26 protein-coding genes are annotated in these 24,754 nt (G+C 31.7%); 23 read left to right on the top strand and 3 right to left on the bottom strand.

Annotation, left to right across the window (positions count from 1 at the left end):
- The first annotated feature begins 58 nt into the window (after positions 1–58).
- Complete coding sequence (purD, locus tag MUN68_RS16410) at positions 59–1,330, top strand: phosphoribosylamine--glycine ligase (protein ID WP_249992929.1); 1,272 nt, start codon at positions 59–61, stop codon at positions 1,328–1,330.
- Here purD and MUN68_RS16405 read toward each other — a convergent pair.
- The gene (locus MUN68_RS16405; protein ID WP_249992931.1) at positions 1,325–1,552 is read right to left on the bottom strand and encodes a DUF6341 family protein; all 228 of its coding nucleotides are present in this window, start codon (positions 1,550–1,552) and stop codon (positions 1,325–1,327) included. The two genes, purD and MUN68_RS16405, sit on opposite strands and share 6 nt — an antisense overlap.
- A gap of 127 nt (positions 1,553–1,679) precedes the next feature.
- On the opposite strand from MUN68_RS16405, the gene MUN68_RS16400 reads away from it, so the two are divergent.
- A complete protein-coding gene (locus MUN68_RS16400; RefSeq protein WP_249992932.1) occupies positions 1,680–2,603 on the top strand; it encodes a DUF6427 family protein in 924 nt (307 codons plus the stop codon).
- On the opposite strand, the gene upp is transcribed toward MUN68_RS16400, so the two are convergent.
- Positions 2,592–3,251, bottom strand: coding sequence for a uracil phosphoribosyltransferase (gene upp, locus MUN68_RS16395; protein ID WP_249992933.1), 660 nt, complete (start codon positions 3,249–3,251; stop codon positions 2,592–2,594). The two genes, MUN68_RS16400 and upp, sit on opposite strands and share 12 nt — an antisense overlap.
- 65 nt (positions 3,252–3,316) lie before the next feature.
- Here upp and MUN68_RS16390 point away from each other — a divergent pair, with 65 nt between their 5' ends.
- Positions 3,317–3,925 (top strand): DUF4254 domain-containing protein, encoded by a 609-nt coding sequence (locus tag MUN68_RS16390; RefSeq protein WP_249992934.1) that lies wholly within the window; start codon positions 3,317–3,319, stop codon positions 3,923–3,925.
- 79 nt (positions 3,926–4,004) lie between these two features.
- Entirely contained in the window at positions 4,005–5,027 is a 1,023-nt protein-coding gene (locus tag MUN68_RS16385; RefSeq protein ID WP_249992935.1) for a glycosyltransferase family 9 protein, read from the top strand.
- A gap of 207 nt (positions 5,028–5,234) precedes the next feature.
- Here MUN68_RS16385 and MUN68_RS16380 read toward each other — a convergent pair whose 3' ends face one another.
- A complete protein-coding gene (locus tag MUN68_RS16380) occupies positions 5,235–6,290 on the bottom strand; it encodes a ferredoxin--NADP reductase (protein WP_249992937.1) in 1,056 nt (351 codons plus the stop codon).
- Positions 6,291–6,485: 195 nt separating this feature from the next.
- On the opposite strand from MUN68_RS16380, the gene MUN68_RS16375 reads away from it, so the two are divergent.
- The 19 genes from MUN68_RS16375 (at position 6,486) to MUN68_RS16285 (ending at position 24,750) form a co-directional block, all read left to right on the top strand.
- Positions 6,486–7,958, top strand: coding sequence for a DUF5687 family protein (locus MUN68_RS16375; RefSeq protein ID WP_249992939.1), 1,473 nt, complete (start codon positions 6,486–6,488; stop codon positions 7,956–7,958).
- Positions 7,959–7,960: 2 nt separating this feature from the next.
- On the top strand, positions 7,961–8,668 hold the full coding sequence (locus MUN68_RS16370) for an ABC transporter ATP-binding protein (protein ID WP_249992940.1): 708 nt from the start codon (positions 7,961–7,963) through the stop codon (positions 8,666–8,668).
- A gap of 124 nt (positions 8,669–8,792) precedes the next feature.
- The gene (gene porW / locus MUN68_RS16365; protein ID WP_249992941.1) at positions 8,793–11,342 is read left to right on the top strand and encodes a type IX secretion system periplasmic lipoprotein PorW/SprE; all 2,550 of its coding nucleotides are present in this window, start codon (positions 8,793–8,795) and stop codon (positions 11,340–11,342) included.
- A gap of 11 nt (positions 11,343–11,353) precedes the next feature.
- Positions 11,354–11,815 (top strand): bactofilin family protein, encoded by a 462-nt coding sequence (locus MUN68_RS16360; protein ID WP_249992942.1) that lies wholly within the window; start codon positions 11,354–11,356, stop codon positions 11,813–11,815.
- The gene (locus MUN68_RS17740) at positions 11,721–12,005 is read left to right on the top strand and encodes an AtpZ/AtpI family protein (RefSeq protein WP_317134783.1); all 285 of its coding nucleotides are present in this window, start codon (positions 11,721–11,723) and stop codon (positions 12,003–12,005) included. Before MUN68_RS16360 ends, MUN68_RS17740 begins: the two co-directional genes overlap by 95 nt.
- Complete coding sequence (locus MUN68_RS16350) at positions 12,006–12,392, top strand: DUF6168 family protein (RefSeq protein WP_249992944.1); 387 nt, start codon at positions 12,006–12,008, stop codon at positions 12,390–12,392.
- A 117-nt stretch (positions 12,393–12,509) separates the two neighbouring features.
- Complete coding sequence (gene atpB, locus MUN68_RS16345; RefSeq protein ID WP_249992945.1) at positions 12,510–13,631, top strand: F0F1 ATP synthase subunit A; 1,122 nt, start codon at positions 12,510–12,512, stop codon at positions 13,629–13,631.
- A gap of 40 nt (positions 13,632–13,671) precedes the next feature.
- On the top strand, positions 13,672–13,863 hold the full coding sequence (gene atpE, locus MUN68_RS16340) for an ATP synthase F0 subunit C (RefSeq protein ID WP_033959615.1): 192 nt from the start codon (positions 13,672–13,674) through the stop codon (positions 13,861–13,863).
- Positions 13,864–13,945: 82 nt separating this feature from the next.
- Complete coding sequence (locus tag MUN68_RS16335) at positions 13,946–14,443, top strand: F0F1 ATP synthase subunit B (RefSeq protein ID WP_394357624.1); 498 nt, start codon at positions 13,946–13,948, stop codon at positions 14,441–14,443.
- Between the two features lie 6 nt (positions 14,444–14,449).
- Positions 14,450–14,986, top strand: a complete 537-nt coding sequence (atpH, locus tag MUN68_RS16330; protein WP_249992946.1) for an ATP synthase F1 subunit delta — start codon at positions 14,450–14,452, stop codon at positions 14,984–14,986.
- Positions 14,987–15,045: 59 nt separating this feature from the next.
- Entirely contained in the window at positions 15,046–16,626 is a 1,581-nt protein-coding gene (gene atpA, locus MUN68_RS16325) for a F0F1 ATP synthase subunit alpha (RefSeq protein WP_249992947.1), read from the top strand.
- 52 nt (positions 16,627–16,678) lie between these two features.
- On the top strand, positions 16,679–17,539 hold the full coding sequence (gene atpG, locus MUN68_RS16320) for an ATP synthase F1 subunit gamma (protein ID WP_249992948.1): 861 nt from the start codon (positions 16,679–16,681) through the stop codon (positions 17,537–17,539).
- 130 nt (positions 17,540–17,669) lie between these two features.
- The gene (locus tag MUN68_RS16315) at positions 17,670–18,179 is read left to right on the top strand and encodes a hypothetical protein (RefSeq protein WP_249992950.1); all 510 of its coding nucleotides are present in this window, start codon (positions 17,670–17,672) and stop codon (positions 18,177–18,179) included.
- A 57-nt stretch (positions 18,180–18,236) separates the two neighbouring features.
- Positions 18,237–19,679, top strand: a complete 1,443-nt coding sequence (locus MUN68_RS16310) for an oligosaccharide flippase family protein (RefSeq protein WP_249992952.1) — start codon at positions 18,237–18,239, stop codon at positions 19,677–19,679.
- A 35-nt stretch (positions 19,680–19,714) separates the two neighbouring features.
- On the top strand, positions 19,715–20,149 hold the full coding sequence (gene dut / locus MUN68_RS16305) for a dUTP diphosphatase (protein WP_249992953.1): 435 nt from the start codon (positions 19,715–19,717) through the stop codon (positions 20,147–20,149).
- A gap of 109 nt (positions 20,150–20,258) precedes the next feature.
- Positions 20,259–21,278: a sugar phosphate nucleotidyltransferase gene (locus tag MUN68_RS16300; protein ID WP_249992955.1), complete on the top strand. Its 1,020-nt coding sequence runs from the start codon at positions 20,259–20,261 to the stop codon at positions 21,276–21,278.
- A gap of 103 nt (positions 21,279–21,381) precedes the next feature.
- Complete coding sequence (locus MUN68_RS16295; RefSeq protein ID WP_249992957.1) at positions 21,382–22,740, top strand: tetratricopeptide repeat protein; 1,359 nt, start codon at positions 21,382–21,384, stop codon at positions 22,738–22,740.
- Positions 22,741–22,747: 7 nt separating this feature from the next.
- Positions 22,748–23,521, top strand: a complete 774-nt coding sequence (locus MUN68_RS16290) for a DUF4292 domain-containing protein (protein ID WP_249992959.1) — start codon at positions 22,748–22,750, stop codon at positions 23,519–23,521.
- Positions 23,521–24,750 carry a murein hydrolase activator EnvC family protein gene (locus MUN68_RS16285; RefSeq protein WP_317134782.1) on the top strand — a complete coding sequence of 410 codons (1,230 nt, stop codon included), beginning with the start codon at positions 23,521–23,523 and terminating at the stop codon, positions 24,748–24,750. The genes MUN68_RS16290 and MUN68_RS16285 overlap by 1 nt, the downstream gene beginning before the upstream one ends.
- Positions 24,751–24,754 lie beyond the last annotated feature (4 nt).

Genomic DNA, 24,754 nt, shown 5'->3' with positions numbered 1-24,754 from the left:
GTAAATTAATTGTTTTTTCAAGTTAAAACCAATTATTTTTGTGCAAAGAACAAATTACATGAACATTTTAATTCTTGGCTCTGGCGGAAGAGAGCATACTTTCGCTTGGAAAATAGCTCAAAGCTCTTTATGTAACTCGCTTTATGTGGCTCCAGGTAATTCAGGTACTAATAGTATAGCTCAAAATTTAGATATTAAGGTTACAGATTTTCAAGCGATTAAAACAACAGTTTTAGCTCATCAAATTGATATGGTCGTTGTTGGTCCAGAAGACCCATTGGTACAAGGAATTCATGACTTCTTTTTAAACGACACACAACTTAAACATGTTGCTGTAATTGGCCCTCAAAAAGCAGCAGCAGAGCTTGAAGGAAGTAAAGAATTTGCTAAAGAATTTTTGTACAGACACAATATACCTACAGCTGCTTACCAAAGTTTCGATGCTTCAAATGTTGAAGAAGGTTACACTTTTCTAGACACGTTGAATCCTCCATATGTTTTAAAAGCCGATGGATTGGCAGCAGGAAAAGGTGTATTAATTCTTAATGATTTAAATGAAGCAAAAACAGAACTTAAGAACATGTTAGTTAATGCTAAATTTGGAGTGGCAAGCTCAAAAGTTGTGATTGAAGAGTTTTTAGACGGAATTGAGCTTAGTTGCTTTGTTTTAACTGATGGTAAGAATTATAAAATTCTACCTACTGCTAAAGATTATAAACGAATTGGAGAAGGAGATACTGGTTTAAATACAGGTGGAATGGGAGCTGTTTCTCCAGTACCATTTGCTACAGAAGAATTTCTAAATAAAATTGAAGAACGGGTTGTTAAGCCTACAATTAACGGACTTCAAAAAGATAATTTACCCTATAAAGGCTTTGTGTTTATAGGATTGATAAAAGTGGGAGATGATCCAAAAGTAATAGAATATAATGTTAGAATGGGTGATCCCGAAACAGAAGTTGTATTGCCTAGATTAAAAACAGATTTAGTCGAAATTTTCAAAGCCATTTCCGAAGAACGTCTCAATGAAATTAATCTAGAAATAGATGAAAGAGCTGCAACAACAGTAATGTTGGTTTCTGGAGGTTATCCTGAAGCGTATGAGAAAGGTAAAGCAATAACAGGTCTAGAAAAGGTTAAAGATTCTTTAGTATTTCACGCTGGAGCTATTACAAAAAACGAAAAAGTAGTTACTTCTGGAGGACGTGTTATGACAATCACGTCTTATGGTAACACATATGAAGAGGCCATAAAAAAATCCTATCAAAATATAAATCAATTACATTTTGATAAGATGTATTATCGTAAGGATATTGGTTTCGATTTATAAATAAGAATGCGATGTAATGCTTTTATCTTCTTCTCCGGTTTTACTTTGTTTTTTTAATTCAAGCATCCAGTAAGTAAAGGCAACAATACCAATAACAATAAATGTCCAAGACATGAAATTTGCTGACCACCAATTTTCTAATTCAAGTGCTCTTAAAGCATCGAATGGTAAGAATAAAACGTTTACAAATAAGTCTTCTATTGCGTAAAAAAAGTCTTTCATTAGTCTAAAAATTAATACAGTTGTAGGTTTAAATTATATCTTTACAATACAAAATTACGTTTTTTCAATTTAAAACTGAAAAAATCTATAAATATTAGTGTTGTCTTTTTACTTTTTCACTTAATTAATGATATCAAAATTTTTTAGTCAGTCGAAACCCATAAACTTTGTAGTCGTTAGCGCTATACTTCTTGTGATTTTTGTGGTTACAAAGTATATGACGTTTGATATGGAGTTAAATACACTTTTAATCACTAAGCAAATCCTTCTTTTTGGAGTGTGTTTGTTTGCGGTTTTTGTGTTAGATTTTTTAGTTAATAAAAACAACCTCACAAAAAAAAACAGTTATACTATTTTATTGTTTGTTTTATTTATAGCTGTATTGCCAGAAACACTGATGAATTCTAAAACAGTAATAGCTAATCTTTTTATACTCTTTGCGCTAAGACGTATTATAAGCTTAAGATCTAAAAAAGAAATTAAAAAGAAACTTTTTGATGCATCATTCTGGATAACTATTGCCTCGCTATTTTACTTTTGGTCAGCATTATTTTTTATTTTGATTCTCGTTGCTTTAGTTTTGTTTGTGATTACAGAATTAAAAAATTGGTTGATTCCATTAATAGGAATTTCAACCGTAGCTGCTATAGCAGCATCATACATGATTTTGATGAGTATTGATATCTATAGTTTTTTTAATAACCTTATAGATGTGAGTTTCGATTTTAGCACCTTAAACTCTAAGCGAATTATCATTGGAACGACAATTTTATTATCTTTTGGAGTATGGTCGCTTTTTTATTATATCAAGAATCTAAAGTCTAAAACAAAAAGTTCAAGACCATCGTTTTCATTAATTGTTATTGCAGCAATAATTGGTTTAGTTATTATTATTGTTTCTCCTATAAAAAGTGGAAGCGAGTTTGTTTTTCTTTTTGCTCCTTTAGCTATAATTATGACTAATTACTTAGAAGTGATTTCAGAAAAATGGTTTAAAGAAAGCTTATTATGGATTTTGTTATTGGTTCCAATCATTACATTATTGTTGTAATTTTTTTCCAAAAGCCAAATCGCCTGCATCTCCAAGACCTGGAATTATATACCCTTTGTCATTTAGCTGCTCATCAATTGTAGCAATCCATAAATGAGAATCATCATCAAAATGTGAGTTAACAAAATCGACACCTGCTTGTGCACCAATAACACTTACCAGATGAATTTCTTTAGGAGTTCCAAAAGGTTTTAAAGCTTCAAAAGTAGCTACCATAGATTGACCAGTAGCCAACATAGGATCTGCTAGTATTAAAGTTTTTCCGCTTAAATCAGGGCAAGCAAGGTATTCTACAACAATCTCAAAGGTTTCAGGATCATGTTTATGGTGTCTATATGCCGAAATAAATGCGTTTTCTGCATCATCAAAATAATTTAATAGCCCATTATGTAATGGGACACCTGCTCTTAAAATTGAACATAATACAATGTCGTTTTGATAAATATCAGTAGGCTTTTCTCCTAAAGGTGTTTTGATATTTTTTGTCTTAAATTCTAAAGTCTTACTCATTTCATATCCTAAAACTTCACCTATGCGCTCAATGTTTCTTCTGAAACGCATACGGTCTTGCTGAATAGAAACGTCTCTAATTTCAGCGATAAAAGAATTTAAAATAGAATTGGACTCAGAAAGATTATGAATGTTCATAGTGTGTTTTTATGGGAGATAAAGTTAATAATTACTTCTATATTTGCACTTTAAATTTAAAGATTATGTTTTCAGAAAGCGCAAATAAGATATTTCAAGAGGTTATTGAAAAATACCACATCATTAATACTGTTGATCAACCCTTTACAAATGTATATGATAAAGACTCTAATTTATTAGAACATTTATTATATAGAAAGTGCTGGATAGATACTGTTCAATGGCATTACGAAGATATTATTCGTGATCCTCAAATAGATCCTGTTGCTGCCTTAACACTAAAACGTCAAATAGACGCTTCAAATCAAGACAGAACAGATATGGTAGAATTTATTGACAGCTACTTTCTTGAAAAATACAAAGATGTTACGGTTAAAACGGACGCAACTATTAATACCGAAAGTCCTGCTTGGGGAGTTGACAGATTATCAATTTTGGCATTAAAAGTATATCATATGAATGAAGAAGCAACTCGCGAGAATGCTTCAGATGCTCATAGAGCAGCTTGTCAGACAAAACTTAATATTTTACTAGAGCAACGAGTTGATTTATCGACTGCAATAGATACACTTTTAAATGATATTAGTAAAGGTGACAAGTATATGAAAGTATACAAACAGATGAAAATGTACAACGACGATGAGTTAAATCCAGTCTTGCGTTCGCAAAAATAAATAGCAGTCATTCAGAGCAAAGTGAAGAATCTTTATGAATGAGATTCCTAAAAGCTCAACATGACATAATTATTCATTTATGTCTAAAAAACCTGAACACCTCTTAGTCATTCGTCTCTCAGCAATGGGTGACGTAGCGATGACTGTTCCTGTGTTAAGGGCATTAACAAATCAATATCCAGCCTTAAAAATAACAGTGTTAACCAAAGCATTTTTTAAACCTATGTTTAGAGATTTGGCAAATGTATCTGTTGTTGAAGCTGATATAAAAGGTGAGCATAAAGGAGTTTTAGGCTTGTATAAACTTTCAAAAACTCTTAAGAAAACGGGTTTAGATAGTGTTGCAGATTTGCATAATGTTTTACGTAGTAACATTTTGAAATTCTTTTTTTTCGGAAAAAAAGTTGTTCAAATTGATAAAGGTAGAGCTGAAAAAAAAGCATTGATTTCTGGAAAAATATTTGAACAGTTGAAAACAACACATCAACGTTATGCTGATGTTTTTGAACATTTAGGCTATTTAATTGATTTATCAAATCCAAAATTCCCTGAACCTTCAAAATTAACCTCCAAGAGTATTGATTTAATTGGTAATGATTCAAAATCATGTATTGGTATAGCGCCTTTTGCAGCATTTAAAGGAAAAGCCTATCCTTTGCCTCAAATGCAAATAGTTATTGAAGCACTTTCAGAAAAATATAAAATTTTACTTTTTGGAGCTAATGGTGCTGAAGCAAATCAACTTCAAATTATTGCAGATAAAAATGACAATGTTATCAATCTTGCTGGAAAACTAAATTTTAATGATGAATTGGATATCATTTCAAACCTAAAGTTGATGATCTCTATGGATTCTGGAAATGCACATTTAGCAGCAATGCAAGGTGTGAAAGTTTTAACAGTTTGGGGAGTTACGCATCCGTTTGCTGGTTTTTCTCCATTTAATCAAGATTTAAATAATGCTGTATTAGCTAATCGAGTACAATACCCAAAAATTCCAACTTCGGTATATGGTAATTCATTTCCAATAGGTTATGATAGTATTTTTAGTACTATTTCACCCGAGGATATTCTAGATAAAATCAAAATGATTATTAAATAAAAAAAAAGCCTTATTCTTAAGAATAAGGCTCTGATTAAGAACTCTTAGATAATCCCAAATGAAAATAGCGTTCTAATCTTTTGCTAAAGGTATTTTGTTTAAATTTTAGCATCAAACGTTTGTAAGAATAACTTCCAAATATTCGATAAAATGTCTTTTATTTCAGTTTAAAGGTAGTTTTATCAGACTAAGTTCGTTTTTAATAAATTAAACATCATCATAATCAACTGTGATTTTTTCTGTAGTTGGTTGTGCTTGACATGTTAAAATTAAACCTTCAGCCAATTCGCCATCAGTTAGAATATTATTTTGCCTCATTTTTGCTTCACCTTCTGTGATTCTTGCAATACAACTACTACAAATTCCACCTTGACATGAGTAAGGAGCATCAATATCTTTATCTAAAGCGGCTTCAAGAATGGTTTGTTTTTGAGGCATCTCGAAGTCTGTTGTCTCATCATCTAGAATTATTGTAACTTTTGTGTTACCACTAGCAACGCCTTCAGTACTAATAACTGTAGGTTTTGAGGCTTTAAAAAGTTCATAATGTATGGTGTCTTTATTGACGTTATGTTCTTCTAAAACACCTTTAACAGTATTAATCATTCCTTCAGGACCACAAAGGTAAAATGCATCAATATCAAGATGCTTGTATTTGTTTTTTACAACTAAATTAACTGTGCTTTTCTCAATTCTACCAAAAATTGCATCGTCTTCTTGGGTTTGACTAAACACAAATTGAATGGCAAATCGATCACTATATTGATGTTGTAATTGCAACAATTCGTCTAAAAACATAGTGTCTTTCGTTTTTTTATTTCCATAAACAAGAACAACATTGCTTTTCACTTCTTCTTCTAAAGCACATTTAATAATACTTAATACAGGAGTAATTCCGCTTCCTGCTGCAAATGCAGCAATGTGTTTTGTTTTAGAATCATTGGGTTCAAAAACAAAATGCCCTTTTGGTGTTGCAACATCTAAAACATCACCTATCTTAAGTTGTTTATTTGCATACGCTGAAAATGTTCCATCTTCAACCTCTTTTACAGCAACTTTTATTTCTCCACTTTTTGGTGAAGAGCATAACGAGTAATCGCGTCTAATTTCGTTGCCATTTATTATAGTTTTTAACGTAATATATTGTCCGGATTTAAAAGCGAAATCAGTTTTTAAATGTTCAGGAATATCAAAACTTATAGCTATAGATTCTTCAGTGATACGTTCTAAATTTTTTATTTTGAGTGAATGAAATTTTGACATGGTATTGTTTTTTATGCTGATTTAAAACTAACAAGCTGTCAATAAAAAAAATAGATTATTGCAATTTGCTAAACAGTATTATTAATAAATGCCCATTTATGGCTTTCAAAAATAAGAAATCGAACATTGATTTTAGTTTTGTTTGTAACAAAAAGTGTGTTAATATTACTAACCTTTGTAATACAACCAAAAACTATGATCAAACGTTTTATTAGCTTAGAGTGGAAATCTTTTTTTAGATCGGCATCATTTAAAATGAATTTAGCATTAAAAATAGTAATGCTATTAGGTGCGTTTATGATGATTATGTATTTTCTAGGATTAGGAGTTGGAGCATTCTATATCATTGAAAAATATCTTGAAACAGACCCTTTAGAAGTCGTTAATAGGTTTTTAATTTTTTACATTATTGTTGACCTTTTGATTCGGTATTTTTTACAAAATATGCCAATCATTAACATTAAACCATTATTGTATTTGCCTTTAAAAAAGAGTAAGGTGATCAATTTTGCTTTAAATAAAACAGTTATTTCTTTTTTTAATAGTGTTCATGCCTTCTTTTTTATTCCATTTTCTATTGTTTTAATTATTGAAGGTTATCCGTTAATTAATGTTTTGGGTTGGCATTTGGCAATTTTAGGACTCATCTTTTGTAATAATTTTATTAATGTTTTTGTAAATAATAAAGACGTTGTTTTCTACGGAATTCTTGGATCAGTTATCGTACTTTTTGGCTTAACATATTATGAAATATTTGATATTACAACATATACAGCACCAATTTTTCAAGCATTTTATAACCATCCATATTTGGCAATAATTACCATTGTTTTGGCTATAGTTTTATATAAAATTGCATTTAATTATTTCAGAAAGCACTTTTATTTAGATGCAGGATTAGCAAAGAAAAGTGTAACCGCTCAAACCGAAGATTTAACTTGGTTAAATAGATTTGGAAGCGTGTCAACATTTTTAAAAAATGACATAAAGCTTATTAAAAGAAATAAGAGATCGAAAACTACTTTAATGTTGAGTGTTCTTTTCCTTTTCTATGGATTATTATTTTTCACAGGTGCTGTTGAAGCTTATGATGGTCCATTTTGGAGAGTTTTTGCTGGAATTTTTGTTACAGGTGGCTTCTTATTTAGTTTTGGTCAATTTGTTCCAAGTTGGGACAGCGCATATTATCCATTAATGATGAGTCAAAACATTAAGTATAAAGAGTATATTTCATCTAAATGGTATTTGATTGTTATTGCTACAATTGCATCAACGATTATCGCTTCATTCTATCTCTATTTTGGCTGGCAAGCTTATGCTGCTGTGCTTGTTGGAGGAATTTACAATGTTGGAGTTAATGCACATATTGTACTTTGGGGCGGAGCTTATATTAAAACGCCTATTGATTTAACATCTAATAAAAAAGCGTTTGGCGACAAGAAATCGTTTAATATAAAAACATTATTGCTAACCTTACCAAAATTGGTTTTACCTATGATATTATATGCCATTGGCCATTTTGCAGTTGGAGAATTATTCGGATTTGCTTTAGTTGCAATAGCAGGATTAGCAGGATTATTATTTAGAAACAAGGTTTTTGATATTATTGAAAAAATATATAAATCTGAAAAGTATAAAACCTTAAATGCTTATAAACAGACAAATTAATTATGATAACAACATCAAACCTTTCAAAAACATATAAAGACAAGAAAGTTCTTAATATTGCAAACCTTGACATTCCAAAAGGTCAAAGTTTTGGATTAGTAGGAAATAATGGCGCAGGAAAAACAACCTATTTTAGTTTGTTACTAGACTTAATTCAACCGACAACTGGACACATTGAAAATAATGGTGTTTTGGTTCATGAAAGTGAAGACTGGAAACCTTTTACATCTGCATTTATTGATGAAACGTTTCTGATTGGTTATTTAACACCTGAAGAATACTTCTATTTTATTGGTGAACTTCGTGGGCAAAATAAAGCTGATGTAGATGCTTTAATTGCTCAGTTTTCAGATTTTTTCCATGATGAAATTTTAAATCAGAAAAAATACCTACGTGATTTAAGTAAAGGTAATCAGAAAAAGGTTGGTATCGTTGCAGCACTTATAGGTAATCCTGAAGTTATTATTTTAGACGAACCTTTTGCTAATTTAGATCCAACGACTCAAATTAGATTAAAACAGATTATTAAAAATTTAGCCGAAAAACAAGGCATAACTGTATTAATTTCAAGCCATGACTTACTTCATGTTACAGATGTTTGTGAGCGTATTGTAGTGTTAGAAAAAGGTGAAATCATTAAAGATTTAGCGACTAGCACTGAAACATTGAAGGAGTTGGAGGCTCATTTTGCAGGCCCTGAGCTAGCTTAAGCCCAGGCAAGACATCTAAAAAGCATGCATTTTTAGACGATAATTCAAAAAGATGCTTATTTTTACAGCATTACATAATATTTGTAGTCGTTTTTAGTTAATACCTTAACCAAACACAACCACGTTGAATACATCGTTTAAAATCATAATTTCTATTTTTTGTGTAGCCCTTGTAGTTACAAGTTGTTCACGCAAAAAAGACTCATTTATAAATAGAAATTTTCATGCATTAGGCACCAAATACAACATTCTATATAATGGTCATATTGCTCTTGAACAAGGGAGAGAAACTGTAGATAATGCTGCTACTGATAACTTCTGGGAATTACTGACCATTGAACGTATGCAGGAAGCAGAAGATATCTTCTTACCAGGACAATCTAAAAACCAAGATTTTGAACGTGCTGAAGAAAAAGCAATCAAAGCTGTTCAAAAGCATGGGATGAATATTAAGGGGAAAGAGTATAACCCTCAAATTGATGAAGCGTATTTACTTTTAGGAGAAGCGCGTTATTTTGACCAACGATTTATACCTGCAATAGAAGCTTTCAATTATATTTTATACAAGTATCCTGCTAGTGATAAAATCAATACCGCTAAAGTGTGGAGAGAAAAAACGAATATTCGTTTAGAGAACAACGAATTAGCACTTAAAAATCTTAAACGCCTTTTAGATCAAGAAGAATTAGAAGACCAGGATTTAGCTGATGCTACGGCAATCATGGCTCAGGCATATATTAACATTAAATCAAAAGATAGTGCGTTAACTCAACTAAAAGTTGCTGCGGAATACACTAAGAAGAATAGAGAAAAAGCAAGATATAATTTTATAATTGGTCAGTTATATAATGAGTTTGGACAAAAAGATAGTGCCAACTTAGTTTTCGATAAAATTATAGACATGCATCGAAAAATCCCAAGACCATATTACATTAATGCGCATCTAGCCAAAGTGACAAACTTTGATATGGAAACTGGAGATAAATTAGAATTTGAAGAATATCTTACAGACATAGAGGAGAATCGTGAAAATCGTCCATTCCTTGATAAAATTTACTATCACATTGCAGAATATCACAGAGCTAATGCTTCAGATTCTATGGCAGTAGTTTATTACAACAAGTCATTAAGAACGAATACAGGTGATAAATTATTAAAATCTTATGATTATTCTACGCTTGGTGATATGAATTTTGATGAAGCTAATTATAGAGCAGCAGGTGCTTATTATGATAGCACAATGACCAATCAAAAATTAAATTCAAAACCATATAGAGTTATAAAAAAGAAGCGAGAAAATTTAGAAGATGTAATCTACTATGAAGATATCGCTCAGGATAACGATAGTATTTTAAATTTAGTAAGTCTATCAGATGCAGATAGATTAGAGATTTTCACAGCGTATACTAATGATTTAAAAGCGAAAGCTAAAGAAGCACAAGAAAAAGCAGAAGCTGCTGAGCGAGTAAGTACAGGAATGGCGACTACTGATAATAATAAAGTTGGTAAATCTCAAAGAGCAGATCCAAACGCTAAAAACGGAAAACAAAATTTCTATTTCTATAACCAAACCACCTTATCTTTTGGTAAAAATGAGTTTGTAAAAATTTGGGGAGATCGAGAACTTAAAGATAACTGGCGACTTTCGAGCAGTGCAATAAACAAAGCTAAAAATCAACAATCAGGTGCTGTTGATAGTTTAGCAACAAATGAAGAATTATTTGATCCAGAGTTTTATATCTCTAAAATTCCTTCAGATCAAAAAGTAATAGATAGTATCAGTAAAGATAGAAATTTTGCCTATTACCAATTAGGCTCTATTTATAAAGAAAAATTTAAAGAGTATGAGCTTGCTCAAGATAAATTAGAAAAGCTATTACTTAACAATCCTGAGGAGCGTTTAGTATTGCCTTCAAAGTACAATTTATATAAAATATATGTTGAGCTTGGTTTAGATGGCAAAGCAGATACTATAAAGAATGAGATTATTTCTGATCATCCTGATTCAAGATATGCTCAGATTTTGTTAAACCCTTCTTCAGAATTTGCTAAAGATGAAAATAGTCCTGAACGGATTTATGAAGCGCTTTACGCAAAATTCAATAACCAAGAATATGCCGAAGTCATTTCTAGTGCAGAAGCTAATATTATAAAGTTTGAAGGCGATGTCACAGTTCCAAAATTTGAAATATTAAAAGCCTCAGCAAAAGGGCGTTTGTTTGGTTTTGAAGATTATAAAGAAGGCGTTAATTATATTGCTTTAACATATCCAAATTCAGAGGAAGGAAAGCGTGCAGAAGTCATCTTGAGAGAAGTAATACCACTTTTGGCTAGAAAAGAATTTAGTGATAATAATGACGCAACACATTTTAATGTATTATATCCTTTTGAAGCGAATCAAAAAGATGAAATCAATGCATTTGTAGCAAAACTAAATGATGCAGTTTCTAAGGTGGCTTACTTTGATTTAACCACATCTATTGATGTATATGACAGCAACACTACATTTGTTGTTGTTCATGGCTTAAAAAGCGCTCAAGGTGCTTCGGGTTTTGCTGAAATCTTAGAGGAGAACAAACATAAAATTGTACGTGACTTCTATTCAATTTCATCTCCTAACTATGAAATTATACAAAGACATAAAAATTTAAATGAATATTTAGCATCTCAATAAAACAAAAAACTATGTTTTCTTCAGATAAAAAAACAGGAAAAATGGCTACAGAAACAACTTCGCAGCAAAACACTATTGCTAAAGGAACAACCATTACTGGTGATATTATTAGTGATGGCGATTTTAGAATTGAAGGGACTGTTCAAGGTAATATAAAAACACCTGGAAAAGTTGTTGTTGGTAAAACAGGAATCATAAACGGAACACTTAAAAGCGCTAATGCAGATATTGAAGGTAAGTTCTCTGGTAAATTATTGCTATCAGATACGTTGTCTTTAAGATCTTCTGCTCATGTTGAAGGAGAAGTGATTGTTGGGAAATTAGCTGTCGAACCAGGAGCAACATTTAATGCTACGTGTTCAATGAAAGGCGCTTTAAATGAACTTAATAATGGCTCAAGAACAGGACAACATACCACAACACAAAGACCAGCACAAACAGGAGGGCAATCTGAAAAAGGTCAGTCCGCTTAAAAATGTTGCCATTCTTTCTGGAATTGGCATCGAAATGGGTGTGATTATCTACGTATTTGTCAAGCTGGGAAAGTGGTTAGATTCTTCATATAATGATAGTGGTAAACTTTACGTCGTTATCTGCACACTTTTGGGTGTTGGAATCTCATTATTCGTAGTCGTAAAACAACTCAACCGAATTAAATATTAAATGAAACACACTTTCACTCTATTTTCTATAAAACTTAGTATTTTATTATCTGTTGCTTTTGCAATTCATCTTTTTATTCTAAGTTCAAAATCACTTCCTCTATATGATAATAAAATTGTGTTAGCTTATGTTGTTAATGCTGTTTTAGCAATTACAATTTTTGGTTTTCTTTTTAAAATGAAAGAGAAGTATAAAGAGCAATTAGGTTTTTTGTTTCTAGGAGGAAGCGCACTTAAATTTGTTGTCTTTTTTATTGTGTTTTACCCATTTTATAAAGCAGATGGAGATATTTCTAAATTAGAGTTTGCTGCTTTTTTTGTGCCTTATATGTTAAGCCTATTTCTTGAAACATTTAGCCTTGCAAAATGGCTTAATAAAATGGAATAATTACTTTCACTCTTCTACTGAAATTAACACCCAAAAATAAAGTTTGAAATTGTTTTTGTTTTTGAGATAAAAACCTACCTTTGCAGCGATTTTTAGGCCACTATTATTTTAAGTGATATGCAAAGAAAAATAACTATTAAGACAATTACCTTATTACTGTGTTTAGTTTCATTCGCTTCGTTTGGTAAAAACGACGATGCCGCTAAAGGAGATAAAAAATCTGAAATAAAGGAATATATTCAACATCACTTGAAAGATTCTTACGATTTTAGCTTATTCTCATTCACAAACGATGCTGGAGAGCACAAATATATTGGAGCACCACTTCCTGTTATTCTTTGGGATAACGGTTTAAAAGTGTTTTCATCTTCAAAATTTCACCATGGTGAAACTCTTGCTGAAGTTGATGGTGAATACTACAAATTATACCACAGTAAAATATATAAAACTGATGCTCAGGGAACCATCAATTATGATGAAGAGCATCATCCAACAAACGTAAAGCCTCTGGATTTTTCAATCACTAAAAGTGTCGTAATGATTATCATTACAGGTTTGCTAATGTTCTTTTTATTTAAAGGACTAGCAAAATCGTATGCTACTAATGGTGGCATTGCAAAAGGGTTTGGACGTTTCTTTGAGCCAATCGTACTTTACATTAGAGATGACATTGCGATTCCTAATATTGGTGAGAAAAAGTACATGAAGTACATGCCATTTTTATTAACCGTGTTTTTCTTCATTTGGTTTTTAAACATCTTCGGTTTAACGCCATTGGGAGTTAATGTTACTGGTAATATTGCTGTAACTGCATCGCTAGCCATATTAACTTTTTTATTGACAAACTTAACAGGAACTTCAGATTACTGGAAGCATATTTTTGATCCATTAGGAGATTCTATGCCTTGGTACGCTAAAGTGCCTTTATATATCATATTGATTCCTATTGAAGTTTTAGGAATTTTTATCAAACCATTTTCATTATTAATACGTCTATATGCAAATATGCAAGCAGGACATATTGTATTAATGAGTTTAATAGGTTTAATGTTTATTTTCAAAAGTTGGTTGGGAAGTCCTTTATCATTTGGTTTGGCTTTCGCAATCTCACTTATTGAAATATTAGTAGCATTGCTACAAGCATATATTTTTACAATGTTATCTGCGCTTTACTTTGGTTTTGCAGCAGAAACTCATGACCATGCAGAAGAGCATGATGGTGAGATACAACATTTGTAATCGTATTAATTTGAATGTTTAATTTTTAAATATATTTATTATGGAAATCCCAGTAATGGTAGGTGCAGGTTTAGTTGTAATCGGAGTTGGTATTGGTATTGGTAAAATTGGTGGTTCTGCTATGGAAGCGATCGCTCGTCAACCAGAATCTTACGGTAAAATCCAAACAGCTATGCTTATTGCAGCAGCTTTAATTGAAGGTATTGGATTTGCTGCTTTATTTGCAGTATAATCAAAACCCAAAAGTAACCTTGTAACGGTTGGTTGCAAGGTTGCTTTAATTAAAAATTAAATTGATATAACAGTTATATATTATGAATTTATTAGAAGATTTTTCGATAGGTCTATTTTTCTGGCAAACATTATTATTTGTGTTGTTATTACTTCTTTTGAAGAAATACGCATGGAAACCAATGCTAAATGCTGTAAACGATAGAGAAGAAGGTATTAAAAATGCACTTGATTCTGCTGAAAAAGCAAAACTTGAGATGGAAAACCTTCAAGCAGATAATCAAAAATTATTGAAAGAAGCTAGAGCTGAACGTGAAGCAATGCTTAAAGAAGCTCGTGAAATCAAAAATAAAATGATTGAAGATGCTAAAGACCAAGCTAAAGAAGAAGCAGGTAAATTAGTAGCTCAAGCTCAAGCATCTATCCAAACAGAAAAGAAAGCAGCCATTGCAGAATTAAAAACGCAAGTAGCTAATCTTTCAATAGACATTGCAGAAAAAGTAGTACGTGAAGAACTTTCTAACAAAGACAAACAAATCAAATTGGTGGAGTCTATGTTAGGTGAAGCGACATTAAACTAAGCAACTATGTCAGGAACAAGAGCAGCAATACGTTACGCAAAAGCAGTTTTAAGCTTAGCTATAGACCAGAAGTCTGAAGAGGCTATAAATATTGATATGAAGCTAATTGCTAATACTGTATCTGAAAATACAGACTTAGATCTAGCTCTAAAAAATGCGATTGCAAAACAAGAGACTAAAAGAGAGATTTTAAATCAAGTATTTCCAGATTTAAATGCCTTAACATCAAAATCATTTGATGTATTAGTTGAAAACAATAGAATTGATGCTGTTGCAGACGTAGCTCGTAAATATAACGAGTTGTATGAAGCTCATATTGGCAAAGAAAAAGCAACAGTAACAACTGCAGTTGCAATAACTCAAGATTTAGAAATTAAAGTGATGGCTAAAATCAAAGAGTTAACTAGCAAATCTGTAGAGTTAGAAAATATTGTTGATGAAAGCATCATTGGTGGTTTCATTTTACGTGTTGGAGATATTCAATACAATGCAAGTATAGCTAATAAGCTAAATAAGTTAAAAAGAGAATTTACATTAAATTAATTGAGTTTTATTGTTGGCTTTTTTGAAGGCTAACAGCTAAAAGCTAAAGACTAAATAAAATGGCAGAAGTAAAACCAGCTGAAATTTCAGCAATTTTAAAACAACAACTTTCAGGTTTTGAAGCAGGTGCTTCATTAGACGAAGTGGGAACAGTATTAACTGTTGGTGATGGTATAGTACGTGCTTACGGACTTTCAAATGCACAATACGGAGAATTAGTAGAATTCGATGGTGGTTTAGAAGGAATCGTACTTAACCTTGAAGAAGATAATGTTGGTATCGTATTGTTGGGCCCTTCAACTGTAGTTAGAGAAGGATCAACAGTAAAAAGAACCAACAGAATTGCATCTATTAACGTAGGTGAAGGAATTGTTGGTCGTGTAGTTGATACACTAGGTACTCCAATTGATGGTAAAGGACCTATTTCTGGTGATACTTATGAAATGCCATTAGAGCGTAAAGCTCCTGGTGTTATCTATCGTGAGCCAGTAACTGAACCATTACAAACAGGAATTAAAGCAATTGATGCGATGATTCCAGTAGGTAGAGGTCAACGTGAGTTGGTTATTGGAGATAGACAAACGGGTAAAACAGCTGTTTGTATCGACGCTATTTTAAATCAAAAAGAATTTTACGATGCAGGTGAACCTGTATATTGTATATATGTTGCTGTTGGTCAAAAAGCTTCTACAGTAGCTTTAATTGCTAAAACTCTAGAAGAAAAAGGAGCATTAGCATACACAACAATAGTAGCTGCAAATGCATCAGATCCTGCTGCAATGCAAGTTTACGCACCTTTTACAGGAGCATCTATTGGAGAATATTTTAGAGATACTGGTCGTCCAGCTTTAATTGTATTTGATGATTTATCAAAGCAAGCGGTTGCATATCGTGAGGTATCTTTATTATTACGTCGTCCACCAGGACGTGAAGCGTATCCAGGTGATGTATTCTATTTACACTCTAGATTATTAGAGCGTTCTGCGAAAGTGATTAACGATGATAACATTGCTAAAGAAATGAACGATTTACCAGAAAGCTTAAAGCCGTTGGTAAAAGGTGGAGGTTCTTTAACAGCTTTACCAATTATCGAAACACAAGCAGGTGACGTTTCTGCATATATTCCAACAAACGTAATTTCAATTACTGATGGACAAATTTTCTTAGATGGTGATTTGTTTAACTCTGGTGTTCGTCCAGCAATTAACGTAGGTATTTCTGTATCTCGTGTTGGTGGTAACGCTCAGATTAAATCAATGAAGAAAGTTGCAGGTACATTAAAATTAGATCAAGCTCAATATCGTGAATTAGAAGCGTTTGCTAAGTTTGGTTCAGATTTAGATGCTGTGACTTTAAATGTAATTGAAAAAGGAAAACGTAACGTTGAAATCTTAAAACAAGGTCAAAACGATCCATTTACAGTTGAAGATCAAGTAGCAATTATTTACGCTGGATCTAAAAACTTATTAAGAGACGTTCCTGTAGAGAAAGTAAAAGAATTTGAAAGAGATTATATTGAGTTCCTTAAAGCGAAACACAACAATGTGTTAACGACTTTAAAAGCGGGTAAATTAACTGATGAAGTTATCGACACATTAACTACTGTCGCTAAAGATTTATCAGGTAAGTATAGAGCATAATTAATAATCCTGCTCTCTAATTTAGAAAGCAGGATATTTTCATATTTTCAATATGGCAAACTTAAAAGAAATACGTAATAGAATATCATCAGTATCTTCAACGATGCAGATTACTAGTGCCATGAAAATGGTATCTGCTGCAAAATTGAAAAAAGCTCAAGATGCTATTACTGCAATGCGACCTTATTCTGATAAGTTATCTGAGCTTCTACAAAGCTTAAGTGCAACTTTAGATGCAGATTCAGGAAGTAAGTATTCAACACAAAGAGAAGTTAAAAAAGTGCTTTTAGTGCCTATTACTTCAAACAGAGGTCTTGCTGGAGCATTTAACTCTAACATTATTAAAGAAGTAACTAAGTTGGCTGCTGAAAAGTATGCTAACAAAGATGTTTCTTATTTAGTTATTGGTAAGAAATCAAACGATGCTTTTAAGAAAACCAATAAGGTTATCGATAATAAAAGTGAGGTTTATGATGACTTAACTTTTGATAATGTTGCTGAAATTGCTGAAATGCTGATGGAAAAATTTGTTGATGGCGAATTTGATAAAATTGAAATCGTTTACAATAAGTTTAAAAATGCGGCGACTCAAATTGTAATGACTGAGCAGTTTTTACCAATTGTTCCTTTTGAAAGTGATTCCGATGTAAATTTAGATTATATTTTTGAGCCTTCAAAAGCTGAAATTGTAGAGCAACTTATTCCAAAATCATTAAAAACACAATTATACAAAAGTATAAGAGATAGTTTTGCAAGTGAACATGGAGCACGTATGACTGCAATGCACAAGGCTACAGATAACGCAACTGAATTAAGAGATCAGTTAAAATTAACATACAACAAAGCACGTCAAGCTTCTATTACCAATGAAATTTTAGAAATTGTTGGTGGAGCTGAAGCATTGAACAATTAGAAATAAGTATTGTCATGCTGAACTTGATTCAGCATCTCATATAAAAATCAAAACCCAACTTTTAAGAGTTGGGTTTTTTTATGGCATTAAATTTGAAAACGTATATTTATAATCATAGAAATAAATATATATGAAATCAATAAAGCGTATATCATTTTTAATTGTAATGCTCATCCTTATGGTTAGCTTTTCTCAATGTTCAACAGCTCAAAAATTACAAAAGAATGCTCCAATAGAATTTGGAGAAACCTATGCTCAAAAATGGGTTGCAGGAGTTAAAGGAGGAGGATCTGGCATTACTGTTTATATTCCAGTGAAAGATGATTCTGTTGTTTTAGATAGTGTGTTTTTTAGAGGTCAAAAAGCAAAACTTGAATTTAAAAAAGGAAATCAAGCGCTATATGTTGGTCGATTTTCAACAGATTTCAATAAACGAAATGACATCATATTGAGTTCTGAAATGAAAGAAGAGTCTAAAAATAGACTTCCAAAACTTAAAGAAAAAATGCCGTTTAAGTTTAATGATGACGAGTGTATTATTTCGTACCGTAAAGGTAACAAAACAATGTATTATAAAATTTCAAATATTAAAATGGAGGAACCACTTCATTATCCTAGTGCTCCACCAAATGGACAATAACATATCTTTGGTTAACGTTTCCTAAACGCGTATTTTTAGCAGAACAAAAATTAACTTTTGAGCGTACTAAAAACTTTTTTAAAAGACACAGTTATCTATGGTTTGGCGATTGTAGTGCCAAAACTAATTAATGTTCTCTTACTTCGTTTATATACTGATGTATTACCTAATGAAGGTTATTCTGAAACCACAGAATTTTACGTCGTTGCTGCTTTTTTCAATGTGATTCTTACGTATGGAATGGAAACATCATTTTTTAGGTTTTTTAGTAAGAATAAAGATAAAGACAGCGTGTTGTCAACTGCAATGATAACTATTGTAGTAAGTACCTTTCTTTTTGGAATACTATTGTTTTTATTTAGAGTTCCAATTTCTGAAGCGCTTAGAATTAATACCGATTTCTATTCAATTCTTGTAGGAATAACACTTCTAGACACACTAATCGTAATTCCGTTTGCTTATTTAAGAGTTACAGGAAGACCAATAAAGTTTGCATCGATCAAATTGATTAATGTGCTTATTATTGTGCTTTTAAATGTACTTCTACTATCTTCAACGTATGGTTCAGAAGGGTTAAAATCGTTGTTTACTGTTGAAAATAATGTAGAATATATATTTATCGCAAACCTCATTGCAAGTGCTGTTGTTTTAATATTAGTATTGCCATATTTCTTTAAAACGAAACTAAATTTTGAACCTAAAGTTTTAAAACAACTCTTAAATTATGGCTGGCCAATCATGGTTGCAGGTTTAGCTTTTGTGATTAATGAAAATTTTGATAAATGGTTGTTGCCAGAAATTGAAGGTGAGTTTGTTAATGGCGCCTATAGTGCATGTTACAAATTAGCGGTTTTTATGACCTTATTTATTCAAGCTTTCAGAATGGGAGCAGAACCGTTTTTTTTCAACCATTCCGATAAAGAAAATGCGACACAAACTTACGCGACTATTTTAAAATATTTCACCATTGTTGGTGCTTTAGGTTTAATGATTGTTGTGATCTACATCGATTTATTGCAACCTGTTCTTATTAAAAATGAAAGTTACTTATTAGCTCTAGATATTGTTCCAATTGTATTATTAGCGAATCTCTGTTTAGGGATTTATCATAATCTTTCTATTTGGTATAAACTAACAGATCGTACACGTTTCGGAATGTACATTTCAATTATTGGTGCCGCAATTACCATTGGCTTTAACCTCATATTTATTCCTAAAATTGGTTTTATGGCTTGTGCTTATGCAACACTTATTGCATATAGTTTGATGATGTTTATGTCTTATGTATTAGGTCGAAAATATTATCCTGTACCTTATGATGTAAGTAGAATCGCAATTTACCTTCTGATAAGCACTGCATTAAGTTTCATAACTTATTATCATTTAGATAGAAATATGTTATTAGGAACTGTATTTTTGTTACTCTTTGTCACTTTAGTTGCTTTTTTAGAACGAAAAGAATTAAAGTTTTTAACTAGAAAAAAATTAAACAATAATTAAATGTCACCTCGAGCGCAGTCGAGAGGTCTTTAGCTATGAATATAAAGATAATTAACAAATCCAATCACGATTTACCGCACTACGAAACCATTGCTTCAGCAGGAATGGATTTAAGAGCGAGTCTTTCAGAGTCTAGAACATTAAAACCTTTAGAAAGAAGCATCGTTGGCACAGGACTTTTTATAGAATTGCCAGTTGGTATTGAAGCTCAAGTTAGGCCACGTAGTGGATTAGCAGCAAAAAAAGGAATCACTGTACTCAATGCTCCAGGAACAATCGATGCTGATTATAGAGGTGAAATAGGAGTGATTTTAGTAAATTTATCTAGTGAAGATTTTGTAATCAATAATGGCGAACGTATCGCACAACTAGTGATTGCAAAACACGAACGTGCAGAATGGATTTCTGTTCAAGAATTATCTGAAACTGATAGAGGTGAAGGCGGTTTTGGTAGCACAGGCGTTTCCTAGTAAACTCTGCAAGGTTTTTAAAACCTTGTAGGTATAATAAAATAATCAATAATGTTATTTCTAACGAATGTGAGAAATCTCAATAAATATACAAATCAACTTTTTAAGCATGAAAATAATAGTACCAATGGCAGGACGAGGTTCTCGTCTTAGACCACATAGTTTAACAGTACCAAAACCATTAATTCCAGTTGCTGGACAACCCATTGTTCACAGATTAGTAAAAGATATTGTGAAAGTTTTAAAGCAACCTATTGAAGAAATTGCCTTTGTTTTAGGAGATCCAGCTTGGTTTGGAGACGATGTTGTGGAGAGTTTAAAAAATCTAGCGACTAGTTTAGGAGCGAAACCTTCTATCTATCGTCAAGACCAACCTTTAGGTACAGGTCATGCTATTATGTGTGCTGAGCCTTCATTATCTGGACCAGCAGTAATTGCTTATGCTGATACTCTAATTCGAGCTAAATTTGATTTAGATCCAGAAGCCGATAGTGTGATTTGGACAAAGCGTGTTGCAAATCCTGAAGCTTATGGTGTGGTGAAACTTAATGATAATCAAGAGATTGTTGAGTTGGTTGAAAAACCAGAAAGCTTTGTCAGCGATCAAGCCGTAATTGGGATTTATTACTTTAAAGATGTTTCAGTATTAAAAGGAAAACTTCAAGAAATTCTTGATGAAAACATCATGAATGGTGGCGAATACCAAATTAATGATGGCATCAAACGCATGATGGCTGAAGGCAGAATTTTTAAAACAGGAACTGTTGATGAATGGATGGATTGTGGAAATAAAAGCGTAACTCTTGATACCAATACCAAAATGCTTGGGTTTTTAAAAGCCGATGGTGAAGAGCAATTAATAGCAAATTCAGTGAAAAGCAACAATTCTACAATTATAGAACCTTGTTGTATTGGCGAAAATGTGGTCTTGAACAATGCAACAGTTGGTCCTAACGTTAGTATTGGGAATAATTGTACGATTGATAATTCAACCGTTAAAAATAGCTTAATACAAACGCATACTACCATTAAAAATGCTAATTTAGACAATGCTATGATTGGTAATCATGTTAGTTATGATGGAAAGTTTACTAGCATTAGTATTGGTGATTATTCAATTTTGGAATAATAATTGACTAAATATTTAGTAACTATGTCACCTTGAGCATTATCGAATTCAAAATATATTTTGAATGAAGATAGCAAGCGCAGCTTAACGAAAGGTCCTTTTTATGAAAATTAAATTTCAAATCTTAATAGCTATTCTCGGAATCTTTATGCTTCCGCAGAATACTTATGCACAAGTCGATTTTAATAAACGACCAGATGATGATTTAGGAAATTATGAAGATGCATATCAAGAACACTTTTTTGAAGCCTTAAAACAAAAAGGAATTGAGAACTACCAACGTTCAGCTAATGAATTACTCAAATGTATTAAAATTGATGATACCGATCCTACGTTGTTTTTTGAACTAGGAAAGAATTATAAAGCGCTTAAAAATTTTGGTGCTGCTGAAGATGCATTAAAACAAGCCATTTCTAAATCTCCAGAAAATGAATGGTTTCTTGATGAGCTTTATGATGTCTATATGTTGCAAAATGATCTAGACAAAGCCTTAAAAACAGTCAAACAACTGGTGAAATTTCATCCAGATTACAAACAGGATTTAGCGAGTCTTTATATAGAAGCAAAAAAATATAAAAATGCACTAGAAATTCTTGATGAACTTGATAATGAATTTGGATACAATCAAGATCGAGACTTTTTGCGTAATCAAATTTATGACCTGACAGGTAATGATGATGACCGAATTGAAAATCTTGAAACGCGTGTTAAGAGTAATCCTGAAGATGAAGCGAGTTATTTGAGACTTATTTATAGATATAGTGAAACAGGTGACACAGCAAAAGCATTTGACACAGCAAAAGAGTTATTAGAATCCAATCCAGAATCTCGATTAGTGCATTTAGCATTGTATAAGTTTTATTTAGATGATAACAATACCGAAAGCGCTATTAAATCTATGAAGACCGTGTTAACGAGTCCAAATATAAAGCCTGAAGCAAAAGCAAAAGTCTTAAACGATTTTGTAAAATTTGTTTCTAATAATCCTGAATATGAACCTCAACTTGTTGAAGTTACTACTTTAATTGATGATGATAAAAACCCAAAAACCTTAAGAGAATTGGCTCAATATCATCTAAAAGTAAATGATAAAGAAAAGGCATTAGGCTATTTGGAAGACATTTTAGATGAAGAACCAAACGATTTTAATACGATAAAGGATGTGCTTTTATTACGTTTAGATTTAAATAAAGATGCTGAAGCAGCAAAATTAAGTGCAGATGCATTAGAGATCTATCCTGCGCAGCCTATTTTATATTTAGTAAATGGAATAGCGAACAACAAATTGAATCAACCTAAAAAAGCCATTGAAAGCTTAGAAATGGGAACCGATTTTGTAGTTGATGATGACAAAATGTTGTCAGATTTTTATAGTCAATTGAGTATTGCTTTCAAACAAAACAATAATATTTCCAAATCTGAAGCGTTTGCTAAAAAAGCAGAAGCATTGACTAAACAGTAATAATGTTATGAAAATCGTTAAATATAGTATCATTATTCTTTTAGTAAGTCTTGCTACATCTTGTAAGTCAGCCAAAGCAATTGCAAGTGATGGTAAAATTAATAATGGTCTTTCTGCAAAGCAACTGATAAAGGAGAATACTCGACAAGATTCTAAGTTTAAAACACTACAAGCTAGAGTTAAAATTGATTATACTCAAGATTTACAAGAGCATGGTTACACCGTTAATCTTAGAATGGAAAAAGATAAAGCCATCTGGATTAGCGCTACTTTAGGCTTAGCTAGAGCCATGATTACTCCTGACGAAGTGAGTTTTTACGATAAGATAAACGACCAATATTTTAAAGGAGATTATACCTTGTTAAGTAATTTATTAGGTGTTGAACTCAATTTTAAAAAGGTCCAAAGTTTGTTGCTAGGTGAATCACTTTTTAATTTGAAAGGCGAAAAATATATAGCTTCAACAAACGATAAATCTTACATTTTACAACCTAAAGAACAAACAGCACTATTAGAATTGTTTTTGCTTTTGAATCCATCACATTTTAAAATGGATTCACAGCAATTACTTCAACCATTGAAGAAACGGTTTCTTCAAGTAGATTATCTAGCATATCAAGATGTGGATAAAGAAATTCTACCAAAAGACATTAAAATCATGGCTGTCGAAAACAATGACGAGGTTATTATTGCAATGGAATATAAATCAGTATCATTAAATCAAGATGTTCGTTTTCCATTTAAAATTCCTTCAGGATTTAAAGAAATAATATTAGATTAATGATGCGCAATAAACCAACCTACATTATTGTATTGTTATGCTTCTTTTTAAGCATCACTTTAGCCAATTCACAAAGCAATAAGCAAAAGGAATTGGAAGCTAAACGACTAAAGTTTAAAAATGAATTAAAGCAAATTAATGCGCTTTTATTTTCCGATACGAAAAAGGAAAAATCTTTAGTATCTTTAGTTGAAGACTTAAATTACAAAGTAAGTGTAAGACGAAATTTAATTAAGATAACTAATGATCAAGCTAATCTTTTGACACGTGAAATTAATGCAAATCAAAACGAAATTACCAGTTTAAGAGATCAACTTAAAGAGTTAAAAGAGAGTTATGCAGCTATGGTTGTAAAATCCTATAAAAGCAAATCTGAACAAAGTCGAGTGATGTTTTTATTGTCTTCAGATAATTTTAAACAAGCTTATAAACGTTTGCAATATATCAAGCAATATGCTAATTACCAACAAGAACAAGGTGAGCTTATAAAAGGGAAAACTATTAAATTACAAGAACTCAATACCAATTTATTACGACAAAAAAAGGACAAGGATAAATTGGTTCTTGAAAACAGAGAAGTTAAAAAGCAACTTGAAATTGAACTCAAGGAGCAAGAAGAGTTGATGGTTACTATTAGAAAAAATATGACTACTTATGCATCTCAAGCTAAGAAAAAACAGCAAGAAATAAATAAATTAGATCGTGAAATTGACCGCTTAATCCGTGAAGCCATTGCAGCTTCAAATAAGAAAGCGGGTAAAAATACCTCGCCAACTAATAAGTTTATATTAACTCCAGAAGATAAAGTTTTAGCCAAAGGATTTGAAAATAATAAAGGGAAATTACCTTGGCCTGTTGAAAAAGGTGTTGTAAAATTAAGATATGGAAAACAACCTTCACCAATAGATAGAACAGTTACAATTAATAGTCAAGGTGTTAAAATAGCTACTCAAAAAGGCACGAAAGTAAGAGCTGTATTTGATGGAGAGGTATCACAAATTTTAGTGATTCCAAATGCCAATCCTGTAGTGATGATTCGTCATGGTAATTATATTACAGTGTATAAAAACATGTCAAAAATTTACGTCAAAAAAGGCGATAAAGTTACTACAAAACAAGAAATAGGAGAGGTGTTTACTAATAAGTCTAATGGTGAAACCATGTTAGGTTTTGGTGTGTATAAAGATTCTAAAACACAAAATCCTGCAGGTTGGTTATTTAAGATGTAATCTT

The sequence above is a fragment of the Psychroserpens ponticola genome (genome assembly GCF_023556315.2).
Taxonomy (GTDB): Bacteria; Bacteroidota; Bacteroidia; order Flavobacteriales; family Flavobacteriaceae; genus Psychroserpens; species Psychroserpens ponticola.
This window is presented reverse-complemented; position numbering and strand designations above follow the sequence as displayed.